Raw genomic sequence first — 20,866 nt, 5'->3', positions numbered from 1 at the left:
AGTTAATTCTTGCTACAGTTCCAACTCCTTTGTTACCTGAGCAATAATATCCATACTAAATCCACGATAAAGTAAAAAACGCTGTTGTTTCTGCATCTCGCTAAATGACATCTCTGTCTGCCCTTTACTTTTTTTATGCCAAACATCTAAAGCATAGGCCAACCAATTGTCTTCTTCTTGCTGCAAAACATTCTGAATTATGTCTTTATCGATCCCTTTATTATTTAATTCCTGGCGGATTTTTAAAGGACCGTAGCCCTGACGAATACGTGAACGACTGTATACCTCAACAAAACGATGATCATTTTGTAAATCCATCTGTTGACAAGTATCTACTGCTTCTTGTGCTTCGCTCGAGCTAAATCCCTTCTGCCTTATTTTCTCATAAAGCTCTATTGCACCATGCTCGCGCCTAGCTAGTAGGCGCACAGCACAGTCAAATGCTTTAGTCATCCATAGCCTCAAACGCATCTTCTGTAGTAGAAGCTAGCAGAGGTTGTTTCTTCTCTAATAATTCAGAGCGAATTTGCTTCTCTAACTCAGCAGCAACATGAGGATTGTCCTTCAGATACATACGAACATTCTCTTTACCTTGACCAACTTTCTCTTGTTTGTAGCTGTACCATGCGCCCGCTTTTTCAATAAGATTCAATTGAACAGCCAAATTAATAATTTCGCTTTCACGAGAAATACCTTCATTATAAAGGATATCAAATTCAGTCATCTTAAATGGTGGTGCTACTTTATTCTTAACTACTTTAACGCGAGTCTCACTACCTAAGATCTCTTCACCTTTTTTAATCGAACCAATACGGCGAATATCTAAACGTACAGAAGCATAGAACTTCAATGCATTACCGCCTGTAGTAGTTTCAGGACTACCAAACATCACCCCAATTTTCATACGAATTTGGTTAATGAAAATTACCAGGGTATTCGAACGTTTGATGTTCGCAGTCAGCTTACGTAATGCTTGAGACATCAGACGCGCCTGCAAACCTACGTGAGAATCACCCATTTCCCCTTCAATTTCTGCTTTAGGTGTTAGTGCAGCAACCGAGTCAACGATAATCACATCAACGGCAGCAGAACGCACGAGCATGTCGGTAATTTCTAAAGCTTGCTCACCCGTATCTGGTTGAGAAACTAATAACTCATCGACATTAACTCCAAGTTTTTGTGCATAGCTTGGATCTAAAGCATGTTCTGCGTCAACGAACGCAGCGGTACCGCCCATTTTTTGGCACTCAGCAATAACTTGCAGAGTAAGAGTAGTTTTACCAGAAGATTCAGGACCATAAATTTCAACGATACGACCTTTGGGTAAACCACCTATTCCCAAAGCAATATCCAAACCTAACGAACCGGTTGAGATTGCTTCGATATCACGAGATACATTGCTGTCTCCCATACGCATCACTGAGCCCTTACCAAATTGGCGTTCAATTTGCGAGAGAGCTGCTGCTAAAGCTTTTTGTTTGTTCTCTTCCATAATTTTTTCCAGATAGATGTTAATGCAAGGACAAAATTATCACACAGATAAGAACAACCGGCAAACTGAATTAAGCAGGATTGATGGGAATATTTTTTAGGAGTGAATGAACACCGGTTAAAGCTTCTTGGCAGGCAGCCAAACGAATCTCATGACGAGTACCTGAAAATTGTCTTCTCACGGTTTTGGCACTACTCATACCTAGAGCAAACCAACCAAAACATACCGTACCAACTGGTTTTTCTGCGCTTCCACCATCGGGGCCTGCAATGCCAGTAACTGATACTGCAATCTGTCCGGTGCTGTGCCGTACTGCCCCAGTTGCCATAGCAGCCGCAACGGGCTCACTAACTGCCCCATACTCAAGAAGCAATTGTTTAGGAACCGCCAGCATTTCTTCTTTAGCCTGATTGCTGTAAGTAACAAAACCACGTTCAAACCAAATTGAACTCCCGGGAACTTCAGTAAGATATCCAGAAACTAATCCGCCAGTACATGACTCAGCAGTAACTAATTGCCAATTCTTTTTTTGTAACAGAGCCGCTATTTCGAGGATTAAGGAATTCATAAAGCGCCGGAATGTTGGTGGGATCTTGGCCTGAAGCCACTAAAATACCTCTCCACCGACATCCCGCGGACCTGCCACGGTGCGTCGGAGAGATGTAAAAAGCCTACGCTAAAAAATCTTAGTGGCCTTGGCCTTCAGTAGGTTGTTGCTGCGGAGCAGGAGCACCTTGTTGCTGCGGAGCATTGTCAGTAGCTACTGGTGGCTGTTTGTTACCGTGCTCACCGCAAGCAGTTAAAGCTAATGCCAAAAATCCAGTTGCAGCAATTAGAGCCAAACGATTCATAATTAATTCTCCCTATTAGTTTTATATAATTCCATCTAGAGTTTAGCAAAGAAATTTAAATTCGACCATGAGGTACTGATAATTCAAAAGAAAAATCCATTTCATCTTACTAAGAGGGATCCTGAGATACTGACTTCCCGTGGTACTTTTGCTAGAATCCGGGCAATTTTATTGTTATCCAATGACTATGACTGCTGCACACACGCCCATGATGCAACAATATTTGCGCATCAAATCCGAATACCCCGATATGCTCTTACTTTATCGTATGGGCGATTTTTATGAGCTATTTTTCGATGATGCAAAGCGTGCGGCTCAATTGCTTGATCTAACACTGACACACCGAGGCCAATCAGCTGATAAACCAATCCCCATGGCAGGTGTACCTTATCATGCGGTAGAAAACTACTTGGCAAGGCTTATCAAAAAGGGGGAATCCGTCGCCATATGCGAGCAAATAGGTGATCCCGCCACAAGTAAAGGACCAGTGGAGCGACAAGTAACTCGTATTATTACCCCAGGTACAGTCACCGATGAGGCGCTACTGGATGCTAAAAAAGATAACTTACTCCTCGCGTTACATCAGCAAAAGCAAAAAATTGGCCTGGCTTGGGTTGATTTAAGCAGTGGTCGATTCCATTTACTCGAACTCGTAGAAAGTAACCAGCTCAGTGCAGAATTAACCCGCTTACAACCTGCAGAGTTACTCTTGCAAGAAGCATCTCCTTTAGAAGAATACTGCATGAACTTCCCTGTGAAGCAAAGGCCGGGTTGGGAGTTTAATATAGACAGCGCGCAACATCGTTTACGCGAACAATTTAAAGTAGCCGACCTAGCAGCCTTCGGGGAGCATGACTACCCTACGGCATTAATTGCTGCAGGTGCGTTATTATCTTATTTGCAAACAACTCAAAAACAAGCTCTACCTCATTTAAATGCCATTACCCTAGAAAATTCCCAGGATTATTTACAACTGGATGCCTCCACGCAAAAACACTTAGAGTTATTTGAAAATGTGCAAGGGAGCCAGGAAAATAGCCTAATTTCCGTACTGGATAGAACAGCATGCACCATGGGTGGTCGCCTATTAAAGCGGTGGTTAAGTAGGCCGCTCAAACAACATCATTTAATCCAGGCACGGCAACAAACAATTAACGAAATGATTCAGCGACAGTCTGATGCGGGATTACATCAACTCTTGCGTCAGGTTTGTGATGTAGAACGTATTGTGTCACGTATTGCACTTAAATCAGCACGTCCACGTGATTTGCAAGCCTTAGGCAATACATTAACCCTACTCCCCGAACTTAATGCAGCCCTTATGCCTCTGCAAAGCATGCTTGCACTAGAACTCAATGAGCACACCAAGCCCTTGCCTGAATTAGAACAGCTGCTTGCCGCTGCAATCATTGATAATCCTCCCGTGTTAATTCGTGATGGTGGTGTCATAGCCCCAGGCTTTGATGAGGAACTTGATGAATTAAGGATGTTAAGTACCCGTGCCAATGAAACATTAGATAAACTGGAGCAAGATGAGCGACAGCGTACTGGACTGTCTAGCTTGAAATTTGGTTTTAATAATGTGCAAGGCTATTACATTGAACTGTCAAAGGCCCAGTCAGAAAAAGCCCCAGTCCATTATCATCGAAAACAAACATTAAAAAATGTTGAACGCTACATCACCCCAGAACTCAAAGTATTTGAAGAAAAAGTTCTTTCCGCTCAAGTAAAAGCCTTGGCGCGAGAAAAATGGTTATACGATAATCTGTTGGAAGAAATCCAACGCAGTATTAGCGAACTCACTCAACTTGCTCGCGCATTAGCACAATTAGATGTCTTAGTTACACTGGCTGAACGTGCTCAGAGTTTAAATTGGTGTTGCCCAAAACTAGTTGCTCAGTCGCAAATATCTATTGAGGAAGGCCGTCACCCTGTAATTGAAAATTTACTGCAAGAGCGATTTATCGCAAATGACTTACAGCTAAATCCCTCACAAAATATTTTATTGATCACTGGACCTAACATGGGTGGAAAATCCACCTATATGCGACAAACTGCATTAATTGTGCTTTTAGCTCATATTGGTAGCTTTGTACCTGCAAAGGCAGTGACCCTAGGACCGATTGACCGCATTTTCACCCGGATTGGCGCAAGTGACGATTTAGCCTCTGGCCGCTCCACCTTCATGGTTGAAATGACTGAAACTGCGCAAATTTTAAGGCAAGCAACCGAGGAAAGCTTGGTGTTAATCGATGAAATTGGGCGCGGAACCAGTACCTATGATGGTATGGCCTTAGCCTATGCCAGCTGTGTGTATCTTGCCACGTCCATTAAAGCCTATACGCTGTTTTCTACTCATTATTTTGAGTTAACTAATTTACCCGAGCAATTTGCTTGCATCCGGAATGTGCATCTACAAGCGTCATTAGATACCGGTCGAATTATATTTTTGTACCGTGTAGAACCAGGCTCAGCCAATCGCAGTTATGGTTTGGAGGTTGCTGAGTTGGCGGGGATCCCTGCAGCCGTACTTAAAATAGCTCACTCTCATTTAAGCCATATGCAAAATAGTGCGCCCTCTACGGAACAATTTCAACCTGTAGTCGCAAGTCAATCACCCATACTGCGTGAATTAGAGCGTATTGACCCAGATCAATTAACCGCTAGAGAAGCCCTTGATTTGATTTACCGCTTAAAACAAATGGAGACGGTGGATGCGAGGTAGCCTGGTTGCGCTCTGCCTGATACTTCTCATTGTATGCACCTCCCCCTTTGCAAAAAGCAATGATGCCCTATCGATTAAAATAGTGGGCATCAGTGGCAAAGTACAAACGAATGTCGAGAAACACTTGCAAGAACTTCAGCAGTTAAAACCATTAACTGCTTTTTCTCCAGATGAATTACGTGAACAAGTTATCAAGGCAGTACAGCCTTTTGGATATTTTAAAGCTCAAATATCTATAGAGCAGCTCGATACGAAAAAACTTGTGGTATTCGTACACGCGGGCCCACAAATTTTGATTTCTCGTTTAACAATTGAGGTTATTGGCGAGGGAGCACACAACCCAGCAGTGCAAAACGCCTTAAAAAACGTGCCATTACGCTTAGCAACTCCTTTGCTTACGGAAGTCTATAATCAAACCAAACAAAATCTTATTAACGCTGCAGAAAGTCAAGGCTATATGCATGCTAATTTTAAAACGAATGAAATTTTAATTGATCAAGAACGCTATACCGCTGAAATTACCCTTAGCTTTGATACAGGCCCCTTATATTATTTTGGCCAAGCCCAATTTGATCCTACTTACATTAATCCTAAACTACTGCATCGATTTGTTCCCTTTCACCCAGGACAAGCCTATTCAGGTGATAAGATTCTGCAACTTAATAATGATTTAACTAATAGCGGATACTTTAGTTCCGTAGTCGTAAAACCACAAATTACCGACAGCACTATGGTCCCTGTGCTAGTTCATGTTGAGCCCGTACCAAAGTATTCATACACCTTAGGGGCCGGTTATGGAACAGACACTGGAGTGCGTGGTCGTGCAGCCCTGCATATCATTCCCGTTAACCACAATGGGCATAAATTTAATGCCTTGGCACAAGGTTCTTTTGTGCAAAGTGCTTTGCAAGGTCAATACGTTATTCCTGGGCTCAACCCAGTTACCGATCAATACAGCATTACTGGAAATTACTCTAATTTAAATTACAGTGCGGGTTATAGTAATGCCTGGTTATTGTCTTTAGCTCAACAACATCATCTAGCGCGCTATAAGCGAGTACTTTCAGTAAATGCTCTGTATGAAGGATTTCATTACAATGCAGAAGAAAATACAAAGCAATTTTTGCTCTATCCCAAAGCCACTCTATCCTTTATTAAAACGCAGAATATCTTATTCTCACCCTCAGGTTATAACATTACGATTAATGGCTTAGCTGCGAGTACAGCAACCTTATCAACCATTAATTTTGCCCAACTCTCGGTAGATGCTAAAGCAGCCTTAAGAATTGAACCCTGGCGTTTACGTTTGTATGGGCATGCAATGCAAGGTTTTACTGCCATTAATCATATTACGCAGCAGCCTCTCTCCCTCGCCCTATTATTAGGAGGCATGGATAATTTAAAAGCATATAGCTTTAATTCCATAGGCCCTGGAAGGATATTAACTTATGCTGGCTTTGAAATTCAAAAAGAGACGAAAAAAAACTGGTACCTAATCGCCTTCTATGATGTCGGAGATGTGTATAATCCAACTCCAGCAGCCTTCCAGCAAGATGTAGGGGGAGGAATAATGTGGGTATCTCCTATCGGCCCGATCAAAGTAGGATTGGCACAAGAAATTAATAATCATTGGCAACGCACCAGCCACAGTCCACGGTTAGTTATTAGTATGGGGCCCGATTTATGATTCGCTTCCTGGTAAAAACATTATACTGTTTGATGTGGTTTTTTATTTTACTGGCAGGAATTGTTATTTCTTTAATTTCTACCACTCCTGGGCTAGAAACTTTAATTGATTTGAGTCGTACCTATATTCCTGGCACCCTAAAAATCCAGGAAATTAGAGGGAGTTTGCTCAATGATTTTACCTTGGAATCACTTGAGTATCAGCATCAAGAAACTAACATAAAAATAAATCACCTCCATGTACAATGGCAACCCGGCCCCTCGTTGAAAAAACATCAGTTAGCAGTGCAATGGGATACCTTAAAAGGGGCAATAAACCCAGAGCAAAAATTCAGTAGCCCTCATGGCAAACTTACCGCAACAGCAACTCTCCCTGATTTAAGCGTGGAATTAAATACCCAAATAAATCCTTCTACTGAAGAGCATTGGCAAATGAACGCTAGACTATTGGGGGCTTTGCCATGGCAATGGACTTTTAATGCTAATCTGTCTCCCTCATCAGGCACATCAGCGAAACATACTGGCTTACATGCCAAATTATCATTAGATGGGAAGACTACTGCGAAGAATAAGGGAAATTTAGTATTCACGCTCTCTCCTGGCACCTACCAGGTCCCAGATAATACCACTATCCCAATATTGGAATTTAAAGGCGGCAAGCTCAATGTAGCCCTTTCCCCCCAAAAACTGTCTGGTTCAGGCAGTTTTATGATTGATCCGAATAAAAATTTAAAACTAGCATTTCAACTACCTAAGTTCTCGCTTGAGGATGGCTTTACCACGACACAAAAACTTAATAGTGAACTTCGCCTAGAAATTAACAACTTAGACTTTTTACAAAATATCAGTCCCGAGATTGAAAAACTAAAGGGGCAATTAGTCGCCTCACTCAAGGCAACAGGTAGTATTGGAAAACCACAGATAGATAGTCAATTACTCCTGACTAAGACCAGCCTATTTATCCCCAAACTAAAGTTAAGTTTAGATTCGGTTGATCTTGACGTTCGCAGTAAGAAAAAAGTCTGGGATGCACAGGGTTCTATCGTCTCTGCAGGACATTCGTTACTACTTAAAGGTAAGGGCACTCTTGATACTGCGTATGTAGCCGATCTTAGCCTTGAAGGTAATGATTTTCCATTGATGAAAACCAATGAGCTCGACATTACGCTCTCCCCTCAGCTTAAACTCCATGTAACTCCTACTGTACATGCGATTTCTGGTTCCGTGATCATTCCTAATGCGCAAATAAATCTTCAAACGTTTAATAATAGTCTGTCCTTACCCGATGAGGTTGTTTATAAGCAGCAAAAGCCCGAATCCCCCTCCCCGATTGCCAGTAGCAGTATGGATGTTTCAGTCCAGCTTGGAGAAAATGTTGCATTAAATGTTAAAGGATTAAAAGGACATCTGGATGGCGCTTTAAATCTAAAGCAACAACCTCAAGGTGCAATCAATGCTTATGGTGAATTATCTGTTCGTGATGGTACTTATAAAGCATACGGGCAAGACTTAACCATTAAGCAAGGCGAATTAGTCTTTACCGGTGGCCCCATTGATAACCCTGGAATAAGCCTTCGTGCAGCGAAAAAAATTAATAATACTTCAACCTACACTAATGCATCCCAACTTTTTGATATGAATAGTTCAAACTTACAAAATGCTGGTTTTGGCGACACGATAACACTGGGTGTGGAAGTAACCGGTAGATTAATGAAACCACAGATCCAACTTTATTCTGAACCTGCGATTTTTTCTCAAGCAGATATTCTTTCTATGCTAGTACTCGGTCGCCCAGCAAGCCAAGCAAATAAAGCTGGTGCACAATTACTGTTAACTGCCATTTCCTCGATGAATGTTGGTGGCACAAGCAGTAGCCAGCTGTTAGAACAATTGAAACAAACTTCAGGCTTAGATTTTAACGTACAAACCAATACGAATTATAATCAATTAACGAATACAGTAAGTGATTCAACCGCTTTTGTGGTGGGGAAATCCCTTTCCAAACGGCTTTATTTGAGCTATAACATCGGCTTATCACAAACTGATACCAACATGTTAACGTTAAAATACATGTTGAATAAGTTTTTTAGTATCCAAGTCAGTACCAGTGATACGAGTAGTGCTATTGATTTTTTATATACTTCACACAAGAAAAAGCACAAGAATACCAAATGATCGAGTACAACCCCTTAAAGAGATAATACTTATGACCGATTACAACATTCCTCTACGCTTAACACGTTTAAGAAGCAATCCAGCAACGCGCGCCCTGGTTAGAGAAACGCGACTGCATACTCAACAATTGATTATGCCTTTATTTATCAGTGAAGAATTAACTGCACCAAAAGAAATCAGTGCGATGCCTGGGCAATATCAATTAAGTCTTGATTCTCTTCCCCAAGAAATTGAAACCCTAAGCGCGTTAGGGATTCAAGCCGTATTACTTTTCGGTATTCCCAAACACAAAGATGCTTGTGGGAGTGAATCATTTAACGACGAAGGTATTATCCAACAAGCTATAAAAACAATCCGTACGGTGAATAAAGATATTTTAATTATTTCTGATTTATGTTTTTGTGAATACACCGATCATGGCCATTGTGGGGTGGTTTCGGAGGATCGTATTGATAATGATAAAACCTTAGCACTTCTTGCTAAACAAGCAATTAGCCATGCCAAGGCAGGTGCTGATTGGGTAGCCCCTAGTGGCATGACAGATGGTATGGTTAGTGCCATTCGCGAAGCTCTAGATGCAGCAGGATATCAAAACATCCCAATTTTAAGTTACAGCGCAAAATATTGTTCTTGCCTCTATGGCCCATTCAGAGAAGCGGCCCAAGGAGCGCCTAAATTTGGCGATAGAAAATCCTATCAGATGGATCCTGCTAATAGTAATGAGGCAATCCGTGAAACAGCACTAGACCTCGATGAAGGTGCGGATATGATCATGGTAAAACCAGCTGGATACTACCTTGATGTGATTGCCAAAATGAAACAGCACTTTCCCGAAGTTCCTCTTTGTGCTTATCAAGTAAGCGGTGAATATTCCATGATAAAAATTGCAGCCCAACACCAATTAATTAATGAAGAACAAGCAATGATTGAAAGCTTAATTGCGATTAAACGCTCTGGGGCAGATTTTATTATTACTTATTTCGCAAAAGATGTTGCCCGTTTTTTGGGCAGAATCTAGTGAATTATATATAAAACTCACCTTTTTTACGGTATAATCGGCCCGCGTTGTATAGAGTAATGAAATTACAATTAAATTGGCCGAGGGCCAATTGCTTATAATTACAATGGAGAAATAATGAATTTAATAATTAAAAGTCTTTCAGCAGTAGCTTTGAGTTTAAGCGCGATCACTTCTTTTGCTGCTCCGGCTTATTTAGTAACTCACAATAATACAAGTGAAGAATCAAATGCATTTGTTGCAGGCGCCCCATCAATTTACCCAACCGCTCCTAATTCAACTCGCAAAGTTTATTGGAATTTAGTAAAGCTAGCGTGCCACGGTCACACTACTAATGGCAAATGTCCTGCTGTAATCAAAATGGCTACTAATACTGCAAACCCAATCGTAGTTGGTACAGTAGAGATGGAACTTAGTACTGGAGACATTAGTCCAAAACAAATCATAGCAAATGGTTACACATTAACCGTAAATGGCCCCGGCGAAGCAAGCATCAACAAAAACTAAGTTATCCTTATAACGTGTCGGGAATAATCTTGGCACGTTATACCTTACTCCCATCATTTCCTCTCATTGCTCATAAAAATTAATTTATTTCGCTTGCGAACACTTGAATTAGAGTGGCTTGGCTGTAGTATCCAAGCAGAAACAGGCTTTTTCGCGAAATAACTAAATTTAAAACAATAAAAAAGCCACGTAAACGTGGCTTTTTTTCCTTTGAAAAAACTCAAAAGTTATTTCATTGGTGCAGTTTCTGCTTTATCAAGAACCCAGACAACTTGTCCACCCACTAGATCAGCAGCGAACTTACCATTATCAGAATCAACACTATAAGAAGATGTTGAAGATAATTGTTGGTAAGAATGAATACTTGGTCTGCTACCTGGGAACAAGTGAGTATATCCAAGATCAAATCCAAGATTTGGTTTCATTTGATAATGAGCACCTACCGCAACAGCCCAGCGATCAACGTCTGGCAAACGAATGTTTCTATCTCTATTGTTAGTTGGGCTCTGATCATAACCACCACCAACACGAAGCATTACTCGATCATTAAAGCGATAGTTTGCACCGATTGCTACACGCCAAGCGTCAGAAAAGTTTTCTGGCACTGAGCTAATAGCGTTTGCTCGGCTCACAGGAAATGGTGGATCTTCGCTAATGTTAGGAGCAGGAATATTAGTCAATTTAATGTCTTTGAATGTGCCCCATGCTGTGTAAACAACAGAACCTAATAAAGCGAGTTTTTCATTAACATCTTGATAGCCACTGATTGTTACCACATCTGGAAATGCAATCGAATTACTGAATAGATCATAGTTTTTCCAAACGTTAGACGCAGGAAGCTCAGATTGAACTAGATCAAAATCATTCGCCAAACGACCTTTAAAGAAGCTATGTCCATTAAATACATGTCTTACTCTGGATTGATAATTCACCCCAATACGAGTATGGTTGTCATTAAACATTGCCAAAATACCCGCATGAAAACCTAAGCCCCATGAAGCGCCTTTATTCTTACTCGATGAGTCAACAATAGCGGCATCTTCACCAAGATAATCAAATAAAGCTGGCGCACCAACCATTTGGTTGAACTTAACACGTGACCATTGGAAATCCATACCCGCACCAATAGCAAAATGCTCAGATACTTGAGTACCAAATTCAGGAGATATGTTTGCAGTCAACAACTCGGTAAAAGTAGCTGAATAACGTACTGGAGAAGAAGGTTTCCAATCCGTAGCCAAACCATAAGGAGCTGTGACACTTAAACCAAGTGTAGTACGCTCACCTACTGGTAATGCAAAATGAGAGGAGGGAACAAAGCCATTATAGTCGCCAGCTAACCCACGATAGTACTGACGATAAGGAGGCAATCCTGCTGTATTAAAAGTACTCGAGCCATCCATTTGGATAGTAGGGAATATACCTACTCCACCAAAGACTGCTTCTTTTTCATGAAGAAGAGCCAAACCAGCCGGGTTGTACCAACCAGTAGACGCATCAGCTGCTTCTGCTGCAGCACCCGCAGCATAGTTACCAGTTGTGTAACCAGCACTTTCGCCATATAAAGCAAAACCAGCTGCATGAGCTGCGCCAGTCGTTAAAACACCAAGAACAGCTGCACTAACCAGCGTTCTTAAGGGCTTATGCATATTCATCACTCCTATACACTCCTTTAATAATCAGTACATCAACAGTTGAATAAAATCCGTTCGATGAAAAGAGTGTACCTTGTTTTCAAATCTTTAAAAACATTTTTTTCTTTTTGCATTCAATAAGTAAAAAATATTAACCCATGGTGGGCCAATTGAATTCATGATAGGCAATTAATGAGCAGTGCTCTAAGAAATTTCATCACCGAAGAACAATTTTAGTTTGTCCTCAGAAGAATTTTCAGGTTGGTATATGCTCAAAATAATCCCCTATTTAATGCATAATGATAAATTGTCTAAAGAATCTTGTATCCCTACTTCAGTCCATGCTAAGGTGTACTAATTTAGTGCGGAAATAGATCATGCAGCAGATCGTAACAAAATTTGGTGGAACTAGTGTTTCAACTCGTAGTACCTGGAATAATATCGCCTCAATTACTAAAAAACACTTAAGCACTGGAGTACAACCAGTCATCGTTTGTTCTGCGTTAACTCAAATTTCAAATAAACTTGAAAAAGCAATTGATGCCGCTCTTATCAATGAGCATCAAAGTATTTTGCTGGATATTCGTAATAGCCATCTTAACCTTGCTGAGGCCTTAGAAGTTAACCCTGAGGTCATCCTCGATGACTTACATCAATTAGAACAATGGCTGACCGGGATTGCTTTGCTTAAGCAAGCCCCGGCAAAAACTCATGCGCAAATATTAAGTATGGGCGAATTAATGATGACTCGTTTGGGCCATCTATTTTTAGAACGCCAGGGAATTTATTGCAAATGGTATGATGCTCGTGAATTATTAATCAGCACCCCTTTCCCTGATGGCTTATCAGCAAACTACCTTTCCGCTCGTTGTGAAAGCGAACATGATCCAAAGTTAGTAGAGAAATTCCTTTCCAGTGGCGCTGAGGCAATTATCACTCAAGGTTTCTTTGCCGCAAATCCTGAAGGTGAAACCGTATTATTAGGTCGCGGGGGCTCCGATACTTCCGCAGCCTTACTTGCTGGAAAACTGCAAGCAGCAGCCTGTGAAATCTGGACTGATGTTCCAGGTATTTACACTGCCAATCCTCATCAGTTACCGCATGCACGCCTCTTGAAAAAATTGAATTATGATGAAGCTCAAGAGATTGCATCAATGGGAGCAAAAGTATTACACCCCAATTGCATCCCCCCTGTACGTCGAGCAAATATTCCAATGTCGGTGAAATACACTCAATTGCCCGAGCATTCAGGAACTTTGATCACTAAAGATATTGATGAGTCAGCTCCATTTATTAAATCAATTCAAATTAAAAACAGCATCCTACTTATTTCTATAGATACCTTACATATGTGGCAGCAAGTAGGTTTCTTATCAGATGTATTTTCCGCATTTAAGCATCACGGTTTTTCTGTAGACTTATTGTCTTCATCCGAATTTAACGTGACCTTATCTCTGGATATTAATACCAAAATACACGATCGAGCGGCCATCAATGCACTGTTAGATGAACTAAACCAATTTGGTCGTGCAAAACTTATTGAGCCATGCAGTGCGGTTAGCTTAGTGGGACACCATATTAGGACTGTTTTGCCACAACTGGGCCCTGCTTTAGAAGTTTTTGATTCCAAGCAAGTGTACTTGATGTCATTAGCCTCCAATGACTTAAACTTAACCTTTGTGGTTGATGAGTCCCAAGCAAATTTATTGTGCCAAAAGCTACATCACTTATTAATAGAAAATAACCCGCAAATTTTCTATTACTCTAAAAGCTGGCATGAAGAATTTGGAGCACCCTCAGTGCGATTCGTACCTTGGTGGGAAAAAGAGCGCGATCGTTTGCTGACTACTGCGATACAGCATTCTCCTTGCTACGTCTATCATAGTCCAACGCAAGCAGAACGGGCGAAACAATTATTAGCATTAAACTCTATAGACACTATATTTTACGCAATTAAAGCAAACCCCTATCCTTCTATTTTACAAACACTCGAAAAAGAAGGTGTTGGCTTTGAGTGTGTCTCGATCCAAGAGTTGGATCGAGTCTTAGAATTATTCCCAGGAATTGATCGCAAACGTATTTTATTTACGCCAAACTTTGCACCCAAGTCTGAATATGAATATGCCCTAAAAGTCGGTTGCTATATCACGATTGACAGCCTCTATCCATTAGAAAACTGGGCATCATTATTTAAAAACAAAGACGTCATTATTCGTATTGACCCAGGTACTGGAGCAGGCCACCATAAGCATGTCTCTACCGCTGGTAATGAATCCAAATTTGGTATTACCCAAAATGACCTAGCCCATGTTGTGGCACTAACCAAGAAGCATAATATCCATGTAATTGGCTTACACGCTCATTCAGGTAGTGGTATCCTCACTCCAGAATTGTGGCAGCAAACTGCATCCATGTTAGCCTCATTAACTAATCAATTCCCCGAGGTTAAAGTGATTAATCTAGGTGGGGGCTTAGGGATCGTTGAAAAACCTGGACAACAACCACTAGATTTCGCCAATCTGGATGCCTTACTCATGGCCGTGAAATCACGCTATCCGCACCTAGAACTCTGGCTAGAACCCGGACGTTTTTTTGTAGCAGAAAGTGGTGTTATTTTAGCCAAGGTTACCCAGTGTAAAGAAAAAGGAAAAGTTCGATTTGTCGGTATTGAAACTGGGATGAATTCGTTGATTAGACCCTCCTTGTATGGTGCTTATCATGAAATTGTCAACTTAAGCCGTTTGTATGAAGAAAAGGCTGGTTTTTCTCACATCGTTGGCCCTATTTGTGAATCAGGAGATACTCTAGGTTATGACCGATTATTACCGGTCACCCAAGAAGGTGATATCCTATTAATTGCGAATACGGGTGCCTATGGACGTTGTATGAGTTCACATTATAATTTACGCCCACCAGCGCAGGAAATTGTCCTGGACTAAAAATAGTACCGTAAATTGTAGCCTGGATGGAGCGTAGCGCAATCCGGGGATCGAAGCCTAATTTAAGTTTTGATTGCCCGGATTGCGCTACGCTCCATCCAGGCTACTTTTTATTCAAATTGACTGTAAGGAGTTTTACACCCATCATGCTTGTTGATAGCCATCAAAGAAGTCAAGCGACTAATCCGACTCAATCATTCATCGTACAAGCTCCTGCCGGCTCTGGAAAAACAGAAATCTTAACGCAACGCTATCTGCGCTTGTTAAGTACAGTCACTGCTCCCGAACAAATTATCGCCCTCACCTTTACCCGTAAAGCAGCAAGTGAAATGCGTGAGCGTATTCTCTTAGCCTTACAGCAAGCGGCGCAAAATATCGAAGCCAAGAGCGCCCATCAACAAATGACACTGGAGTTTGCTCAGAGTGCACTACAGCGCAATAGCCAATATCAATGGGATTTACTCAATCAACCTAGCCGCCTAAGAATCGTCACTATTGACTCTTTATGCCAAAGCATTAATCAGGCTATTCCATTATTAGAAAAACAAATTGCCTATTCGCAAATTACTGATAAAGCAGAAAGTCATTATTTAAATGCGGGCAGAGCCTGTATTCAATTTGCTTTGGCGAATCCAGAATATCAGCATGCGATACAAACGCTCTTATTACATGTAGATAATCGCCAAGAACGTTTGTTGGATTTATTTAAAGAGCTACTGGCCCAGCGTGATCAATGGCTCTATCCCCTTTTTCAAGCAAGGACTCAGGATAAATCTATATTTGAACATGCATTGGGGTTAATTGAAGAACATGAGTTAGCTCGCTTTAAAGAAAGTCTTCCCTTTCAATTAGCCGATGAGTTAGTGCAACGGGTACGTGAACTCGCATGTATTGAAAATAACCCTGATTCTCCTCGCTATGTGCTGCAAGAGTGGCAGAGCTTTCATCAAACAAATCAGAAAATGGCAACGGCCTTAAGCAAAGCCTTATTAACAGGCGATTTAAACTTGCGAAAAAGTTTTGATCATCATGTTGGGTTGTTGAGTAGCTCTTGCCCTGCTGCTGAATACAAACAACTTAAAAATGCCAGCAAAGAGCTATTAACTCAATTAAGTGATTATCCAAACTTTATTGAAGCATTAATCCAAGTCAGTAATTTGCCTAAGCCAGAGTATGATCTAGAACAATGGGAAGTATTACAAGCCCTATTTTTATTGCTGCCACTGCTGGTTGGCCATTTGTATCTGCTCTTTAGTGAACATAATGAGGTCGATTTTACAGCGATTTCACAGCAGGCACTAATCGCCTTGGGTGACTCCGATAATCCTACCGACCTAGCCTTATATTTAGATAATTCAATCCACCATTTATTGGTTGATGAGTTTCAAGATACCTCCATCACGCAATTTGAATTACTCAATAAATTAGTCCACGGTTGGCTGCCTGGAGATGGTAAAACACTATTTCTGGTTGGCGATCCCATGCAATCAATTTATCGCTTCAGACAGGCAGAGGTAGGTTTATTTTTCCGTGCGAAAGAACAAGGAATTGGTCCTGTACAACTTACTTCACTAGAGTTAAGTTGTAATTTTCGCTCAACAGAAACCATTGTCAGCTGGGTCAATCAGCAGTTTGCAAAAATATTTCCTCATCAAGTGGATATTGAATCAGGTGCGGTATCTTTTCATCCCAGCGTTAACGTCATTCAAAATGATGAACACAGTGCTGTGCATGCATGGCAATTTCAAAGCCGTGAACAAGAAGCAGAAAAAATGATGCAGCTTATTCAAATGGAATTCCAAACAAATGCAGAACAAAGCATAGCCATTTTAGTGCGCTCACGCAGCCAACTTGCCGAAATTATTCGCTTATTACGACAATACCAAATACCCTACCAAGGTACAGACATCACCTTATTGGCAAACCTGCCTCACTTACGTGATGTTTGGTCACTGACTCAAGCTTTATTATCACCGGCTAATCGTCTTACTTGGCTATCCATGCTGCGTAGTCCTTACTGTGGTATGTCCTTGGCAGACGTACATACCATTGCGCAATTTAATAAAAAGAAATCCATTTATGCCACTTTATTACAATTAAATAAAGTTTCTGGATTAAGTGATGATGGATTAGTCAGAGCACAATTTTTTATTCACATCATGCAACAAGCATTGTCGCATCGCTACGAGAGCAAGCTATCAACATGGGTGATTAATACCCTTAATGCCTTGCATGTTAATAAAGTACTGAATCAAGCCCAGCTAAATGATTTAGAGCAATTCTGGACCCTTCTCGATCGTTACGAGCTCGATGGCCGCTTGTCAAATATGAAAGAATTCATACAGGAATTTAATAAACTTTATTCTCAACAGGTAACACCCTCCTCATTGCAAGTGATGACTATTCATAAATCGAAGGGATTAGAGTTTGATACAGTTTTTTTACCGGGTTTGGGTTCTCAAGCAAACCGAGGTGATTCACCAATGTTACGTTGGCTGAATTTACCTACCCAAGACCAAGGTAATTTATTGCTCATGTCCCCCATACAGGCAGCGCATCATGAGCGTTGTCCAGTCTATGATTATCTGGGGCAGTTGGATGAGGTCAAAGGAAGCTATGAAACACAACGTCTCCTTTATGTTGCCGTAACACGTGCAAAATCACGTTTATATCTGATGGACCATAGTGAAAAATCGTCAAAAAGTTCATTTCGTAGTTTATTAAAAAATCAAAATTTTGCTGATGATGAATCCGCTGGCCGCATGGAAGAACTAGAGCGCCCGTTACCCAAATTAGCGCAGCTGCCCTTACATCATTACTATGAACCGCCAAAGAGCGATGAGCCCTTTTCGCGGAATGCTCCCTCCACTCTTGTATCAAACATCCCCCGTTTAACCGGGATTGTTACTCATCAACTTTTGCAATGGATCTGTGATAATCATCCTAAATCATTAGATGATGTTCCCTGGAATTTAGCACACTACGAATTCAAAAAACTGGGGTTTGAAGAGAACATACAAAACCAAGCCTTGCAGGTGCTACAAGAGCAAATAACTCGCCTTGTTCAAGATCAAGTTGGCTCATGGATTATCGCCCCTCATGATAAAGAACAAAATGAATATGAATTACTAGTGGCGCCACAGAATCGCCCCATTACGCGCATCATTGACCGAACCTTTGAGGAGGACGGTAAGCGATGGATTATCGACTTTAAAACAGGTAAAGAAGATAAAAATACCTTAGTAAAACATCAGGCACAGTTAAATGAGTATGGCGCGTATCTATCCGAACGCACACACCTGCCCATTTACTGTGGAATTTATTACCTCCCCACAAATCACTGGGTCAAATGGCAATACGAACCAGCTCATACCCTGTAGCCTTGATACAGCGCAACGTAATCAGGATATTCTGGCAGCTAACCTTGATTATTGCTCTTGTGATGAACAACACCCTGAGCTATCATTCGCCTTTTGCAATAAAGGTTCGTAATGACTGTTGAAAGCACGGTACTAAGTTTATTAAATACCCTAAAAGATCCCTTTTTAGATTGTACTGGCAAAGAGATGAATTTACAGTGCAAAGTCGAGGCTACAGCGGATAAACTGATGATCGAGCTACTGGCCGGCTTCCCCGCCCTCTTGCTTGAAGCAAATTATAAACCACTATTGCTTTCCGCATTACAAACCCAATACCCCAATCAAGAGATTACAATCACTATTGAGCAATTGATTAAGCCGCATCGAACTCAATTAGTTGGTAAAGGATTACGTGGTGTTAAAAACACAATTGCAGTCGCCTCAGGTAAAGGAGGGGTCGGAAAATCAACCGTAACCGTTAATTTGGCCACAGCTTTAGCCCGTACAGGCGCACGTGTTGGTATTCTTGATGCAGATATTTATGGCCCGAGTATGCCGCTCATGTTGGGAAAAACAGAGCCAGTGCAACTTAAAGGTGATTTCTATTTACCGGTCGAGGCTCATGGAGTCCAAGCAATGTCCATTGGTTATTTGACCAAGAATGATGAACAAGCATTAATTTGGCGCGGCCCTATGCTTGCTAAATCATTAATCCAAATGCTCGATATTACCCTTTGGGATGAATTGGATTACTTGTTTATTGATTTGCCACCAGGAACTGGGGATATCCAACTTACATTGGTGCAAAAAATCCCACTTACTGCTGCAATTGTAGTAACCACTCCTCAAAACGTTGCAACCTTAGATGCCCAAAAGGCGATAAACATGTTTTCTAAAACTGGAATCGATGTACTCGGTTTAGTTGAAAATATGTCCACCCATATTTGCAGCGCATGCGGTCATCAAGAAGCTATTTTTGGTGCGGGTGGTGCCGAGGCTTTATGTGCAGCGCATCAATGCAGCTTGTTGGGGCAACTTCCGTTGAATAGCTCCATACGTGAACATTGCGATGAAGGCCGTCCAACAGCAACTCAAGCACGTAGCAATTTAACTGATGCATTTATAAAAACAGCCATGCGTGCGACAATCGATCTAGCTAAAAAACCAATTAATTATGCGGATAAGTTTCCTCCGGTCGTAGTTGAATAAAAACGAAACCAACAATGGAGCATCGACTCCACACCCTACTTTAGAACTAGCCTGGTTGCTTGCAACCAGGAAGCCACTTAAATTTCTTTTTTAATTCTACTGAACATTTATAAAACACTGGATATAATTAATTCTTTCAATTCAAATGCTGTTTTGTTCAGTAGAATAACGTCTAGTCTGGGTTTTTAAGCCCAGCTGCATTTTCTGGTGAACACATTCACATAAGCATAAAGCCTAATAGCGTTTTGGTATTTCTTGAGTATATAATGCTGGAAAACCAAAAAATTTTGAATCATGCAACGATTACTTATAATAACAATAACCCTACTGTATTCTTGCCTTAGTTTCGCAAAACCAAGTTATCAAATTGACCTCATTGTCTTTGCGCAACACCCTTCTACACAAAATTCAGGACCTGGCTTAGATTCCCCCTTAATTCCCATGGCCTATACGGATGCCATTTCCTTAAGATCCAGTGCAGAAAAAACACCTAAGCCTTATTGTTTGCTTTCTAACTCCTACTCCAGTTTAAAAGATCAATATTATTTGCTAAGCCGCCGATCCCCTCATCCAGTTCTGGGGCATTATTCATGGAGGCAACCTGCAAATAGTCAAAGTACTGTTGCATTACCTCTGGTAGAACATAATGGATGGCAAATGCAAGGTACTCTGCGCATCACGCAAAATAATTATTATAATTTCGATGCGAATATTCAGGTATCGCCTCCTAGCAACCCACAAGCGTCACTGAAGATAAGTCAAAAACAACGTTTAAAAGGGGATACGGTTTATTATTTAGATAATGATCATTTAGGAATGGTCGTTAAGATTCATGAAGTATCGTAGCTTACTCGATGGAACCCAGCGTAATTCGGAATCTTAGCGTGAATCATGCCTTGATCCCGTGTTACGCTACGGCTAATACGGGCTAAGGCCTGCTTTCAGAAAAAAGCTGTTGATATACAGCATCACCACCGTTAACTATATTACGGACAGTATTATCTAGGTCGGTGCTTGGATCCCCCGTGTATGGCGCAAAGAAATTATTCATTCGGTTAACCATATTCGAACCTGGCCGCCTTGATTCACCTATTTTATTAAACTGATAAAACGCTGCTCCTGTTATAAATAAGCATAAACCTGCTCCCCATCGCGTGTCGGCCAAAAAAGCTGGTACTGCGGCTAAATTGAGTAAACCCACTAAGATTGCAGTATGTTTCACTTTTTCCGTACTTATTTCTTTTGGCATATAAAACTCCTTTTTACGTAAT

At 41.1% G+C, this 20,866-nt stretch carries 15 protein-coding genes; 9 read left to right on the top strand and 6 right to left on the bottom strand.

The window, feature by feature from the left end:
• Positions 1-12 precede the first annotated feature (12 nt).
• The 4 genes from recX to J2N86_RS06810 form a co-directional block, all read right to left on the bottom strand.
• On the bottom strand, positions 13-453 hold the full coding sequence (gene recX / locus J2N86_RS06825) for a recombination regulator RecX (protein WP_252582142.1): 441 nt from the start codon (positions 451-453) through the stop codon (positions 13-15).
• On the bottom strand, positions 446-1,492 hold the full coding sequence (recA, locus tag J2N86_RS06820) for a recombinase RecA (RefSeq protein ID WP_252582139.1): 1,047 nt from the start codon (positions 1,490-1,492) through the stop codon (positions 446-448). The genes recX and recA overlap by 8 nt, the downstream gene beginning before the upstream one ends.
• Positions 1,493-1,562: 70 nt before the next feature.
• Entirely contained in the window at positions 1,563-2,060 is a 498-nt protein-coding gene (locus tag J2N86_RS06815) for a CinA family protein (protein ID WP_252582138.1), read from the bottom strand.
• A 118-nt stretch (positions 2,061-2,178) separates the two neighbouring features.
• The gene (locus J2N86_RS06810) at positions 2,179-2,343 is read right to left on the bottom strand and encodes a hypothetical protein (protein WP_252582136.1); all 165 of its coding nucleotides are present in this window, start codon (positions 2,341-2,343) and stop codon (positions 2,179-2,181) included.
• 187 nt (positions 2,344-2,530) lie between these two features.
• Here J2N86_RS06810 and mutS point away from each other — a divergent pair, with 187 nt between their 5' ends.
• The 5 genes from mutS to J2N86_RS06785 all read left to right on the top strand — a co-directional run bounded on the left by mutS (position 2,531) and on the right by J2N86_RS06785 (position 10,454).
• Entirely contained in the window at positions 2,531-5,068 is a 2,538-nt protein-coding gene (mutS, locus tag J2N86_RS06805) for a DNA mismatch repair protein MutS (protein ID WP_252582397.1), read from the top strand.
• Complete coding sequence (locus J2N86_RS06800; protein WP_252582134.1) at positions 5,058-6,755, top strand: autotransporter assembly complex protein TamA; 1,698 nt, start codon at positions 5,058-5,060, stop codon at positions 6,753-6,755. The genes mutS and J2N86_RS06800 overlap by 11 nt, the downstream gene beginning before the upstream one ends.
• A complete protein-coding gene (locus J2N86_RS06795) occupies positions 6,752-8,929 on the top strand; it encodes a translocation/assembly module TamB domain-containing protein (protein ID WP_252582132.1) in 2,178 nt (725 codons plus the stop codon). Before J2N86_RS06800 ends, J2N86_RS06795 begins: the two co-directional genes overlap by 4 nt.
• Before the next feature lie 31 nt (positions 8,930-8,960).
• Positions 8,961-9,947: a porphobilinogen synthase gene (gene hemB, locus J2N86_RS06790; RefSeq protein WP_252582130.1), complete on the top strand. Its 987-nt coding sequence runs from the start codon at positions 8,961-8,963 to the stop codon at positions 9,945-9,947.
• Between the two features lie 117 nt (positions 9,948-10,064).
• A complete protein-coding gene (locus J2N86_RS06785; RefSeq protein WP_252582127.1) occupies positions 10,065-10,454 on the top strand; it encodes a hypothetical protein in 390 nt (129 codons plus the stop codon).
• Between the two features lie 227 nt (positions 10,455-10,681).
• Here the strand turns inward: J2N86_RS06785 and J2N86_RS06780 are convergent, their stop codons facing one another.
• Positions 10,682-12,103 carry an OmpP1/FadL family transporter gene (locus tag J2N86_RS06780; protein WP_407658986.1) on the bottom strand — a complete coding sequence of 474 codons (1,422 nt, stop codon included), beginning with the start codon at positions 12,101-12,103 and terminating at the stop codon, positions 10,682-10,684.
• A 362-nt stretch (positions 12,104-12,465) separates the two neighbouring features.
• On the opposite strand from J2N86_RS06780, the gene J2N86_RS06775 reads away from it, so the two are divergent.
• The 4 genes from J2N86_RS06775 (at position 12,466) to J2N86_RS06760 (ending at position 20,441) form a co-directional block, all read left to right on the top strand.
• Complete coding sequence (locus J2N86_RS06775) at positions 12,466-15,027, top strand: bifunctional aspartate kinase/diaminopimelate decarboxylase (protein ID WP_252582122.1); 2,562 nt, start codon at positions 12,466-12,468, stop codon at positions 15,025-15,027.
• 146 nt (positions 15,028-15,173) lie between these two features.
• A complete protein-coding gene (locus tag J2N86_RS06770; protein WP_252582120.1) occupies positions 15,174-18,407 on the top strand; it encodes a UvrD-helicase domain-containing protein in 3,234 nt (1,077 codons plus the stop codon).
• Between the two features lie 111 nt (positions 18,408-18,518).
• Positions 18,519-19,595: an iron-sulfur cluster carrier protein ApbC gene (gene apbC / locus J2N86_RS06765; RefSeq protein ID WP_252582117.1), complete on the top strand. Its 1,077-nt coding sequence runs from the start codon at positions 18,519-18,521 to the stop codon at positions 19,593-19,595.
• Positions 19,596-19,889: 294 nt separating this feature from the next.
• Positions 19,890-20,441, top strand: a complete 552-nt coding sequence (locus tag J2N86_RS06760; protein ID WP_252582115.1) for a CsiV family protein — start codon at positions 19,890-19,892, stop codon at positions 20,439-20,441.
• A gap of 82 nt (positions 20,442-20,523) precedes the next feature.
• On the opposite strand, the gene J2N86_RS06755 is transcribed toward J2N86_RS06760, so the two are convergent.
• Entirely contained in the window at positions 20,524-20,844 is a 321-nt protein-coding gene (locus J2N86_RS06755; RefSeq protein ID WP_252582113.1) for a hypothetical protein, read from the bottom strand.
• Positions 20,845-20,866: the final 22 nt, after the last annotated feature.

This window comes from Legionella lytica (genome assembly GCF_023921225.1).
Lineage (GTDB): Bacteria > Pseudomonadota > Gammaproteobacteria > Legionellales > Legionellaceae > Legionella > Legionella lytica.
This window is presented reverse-complemented; position numbering and strand designations above follow the sequence as displayed.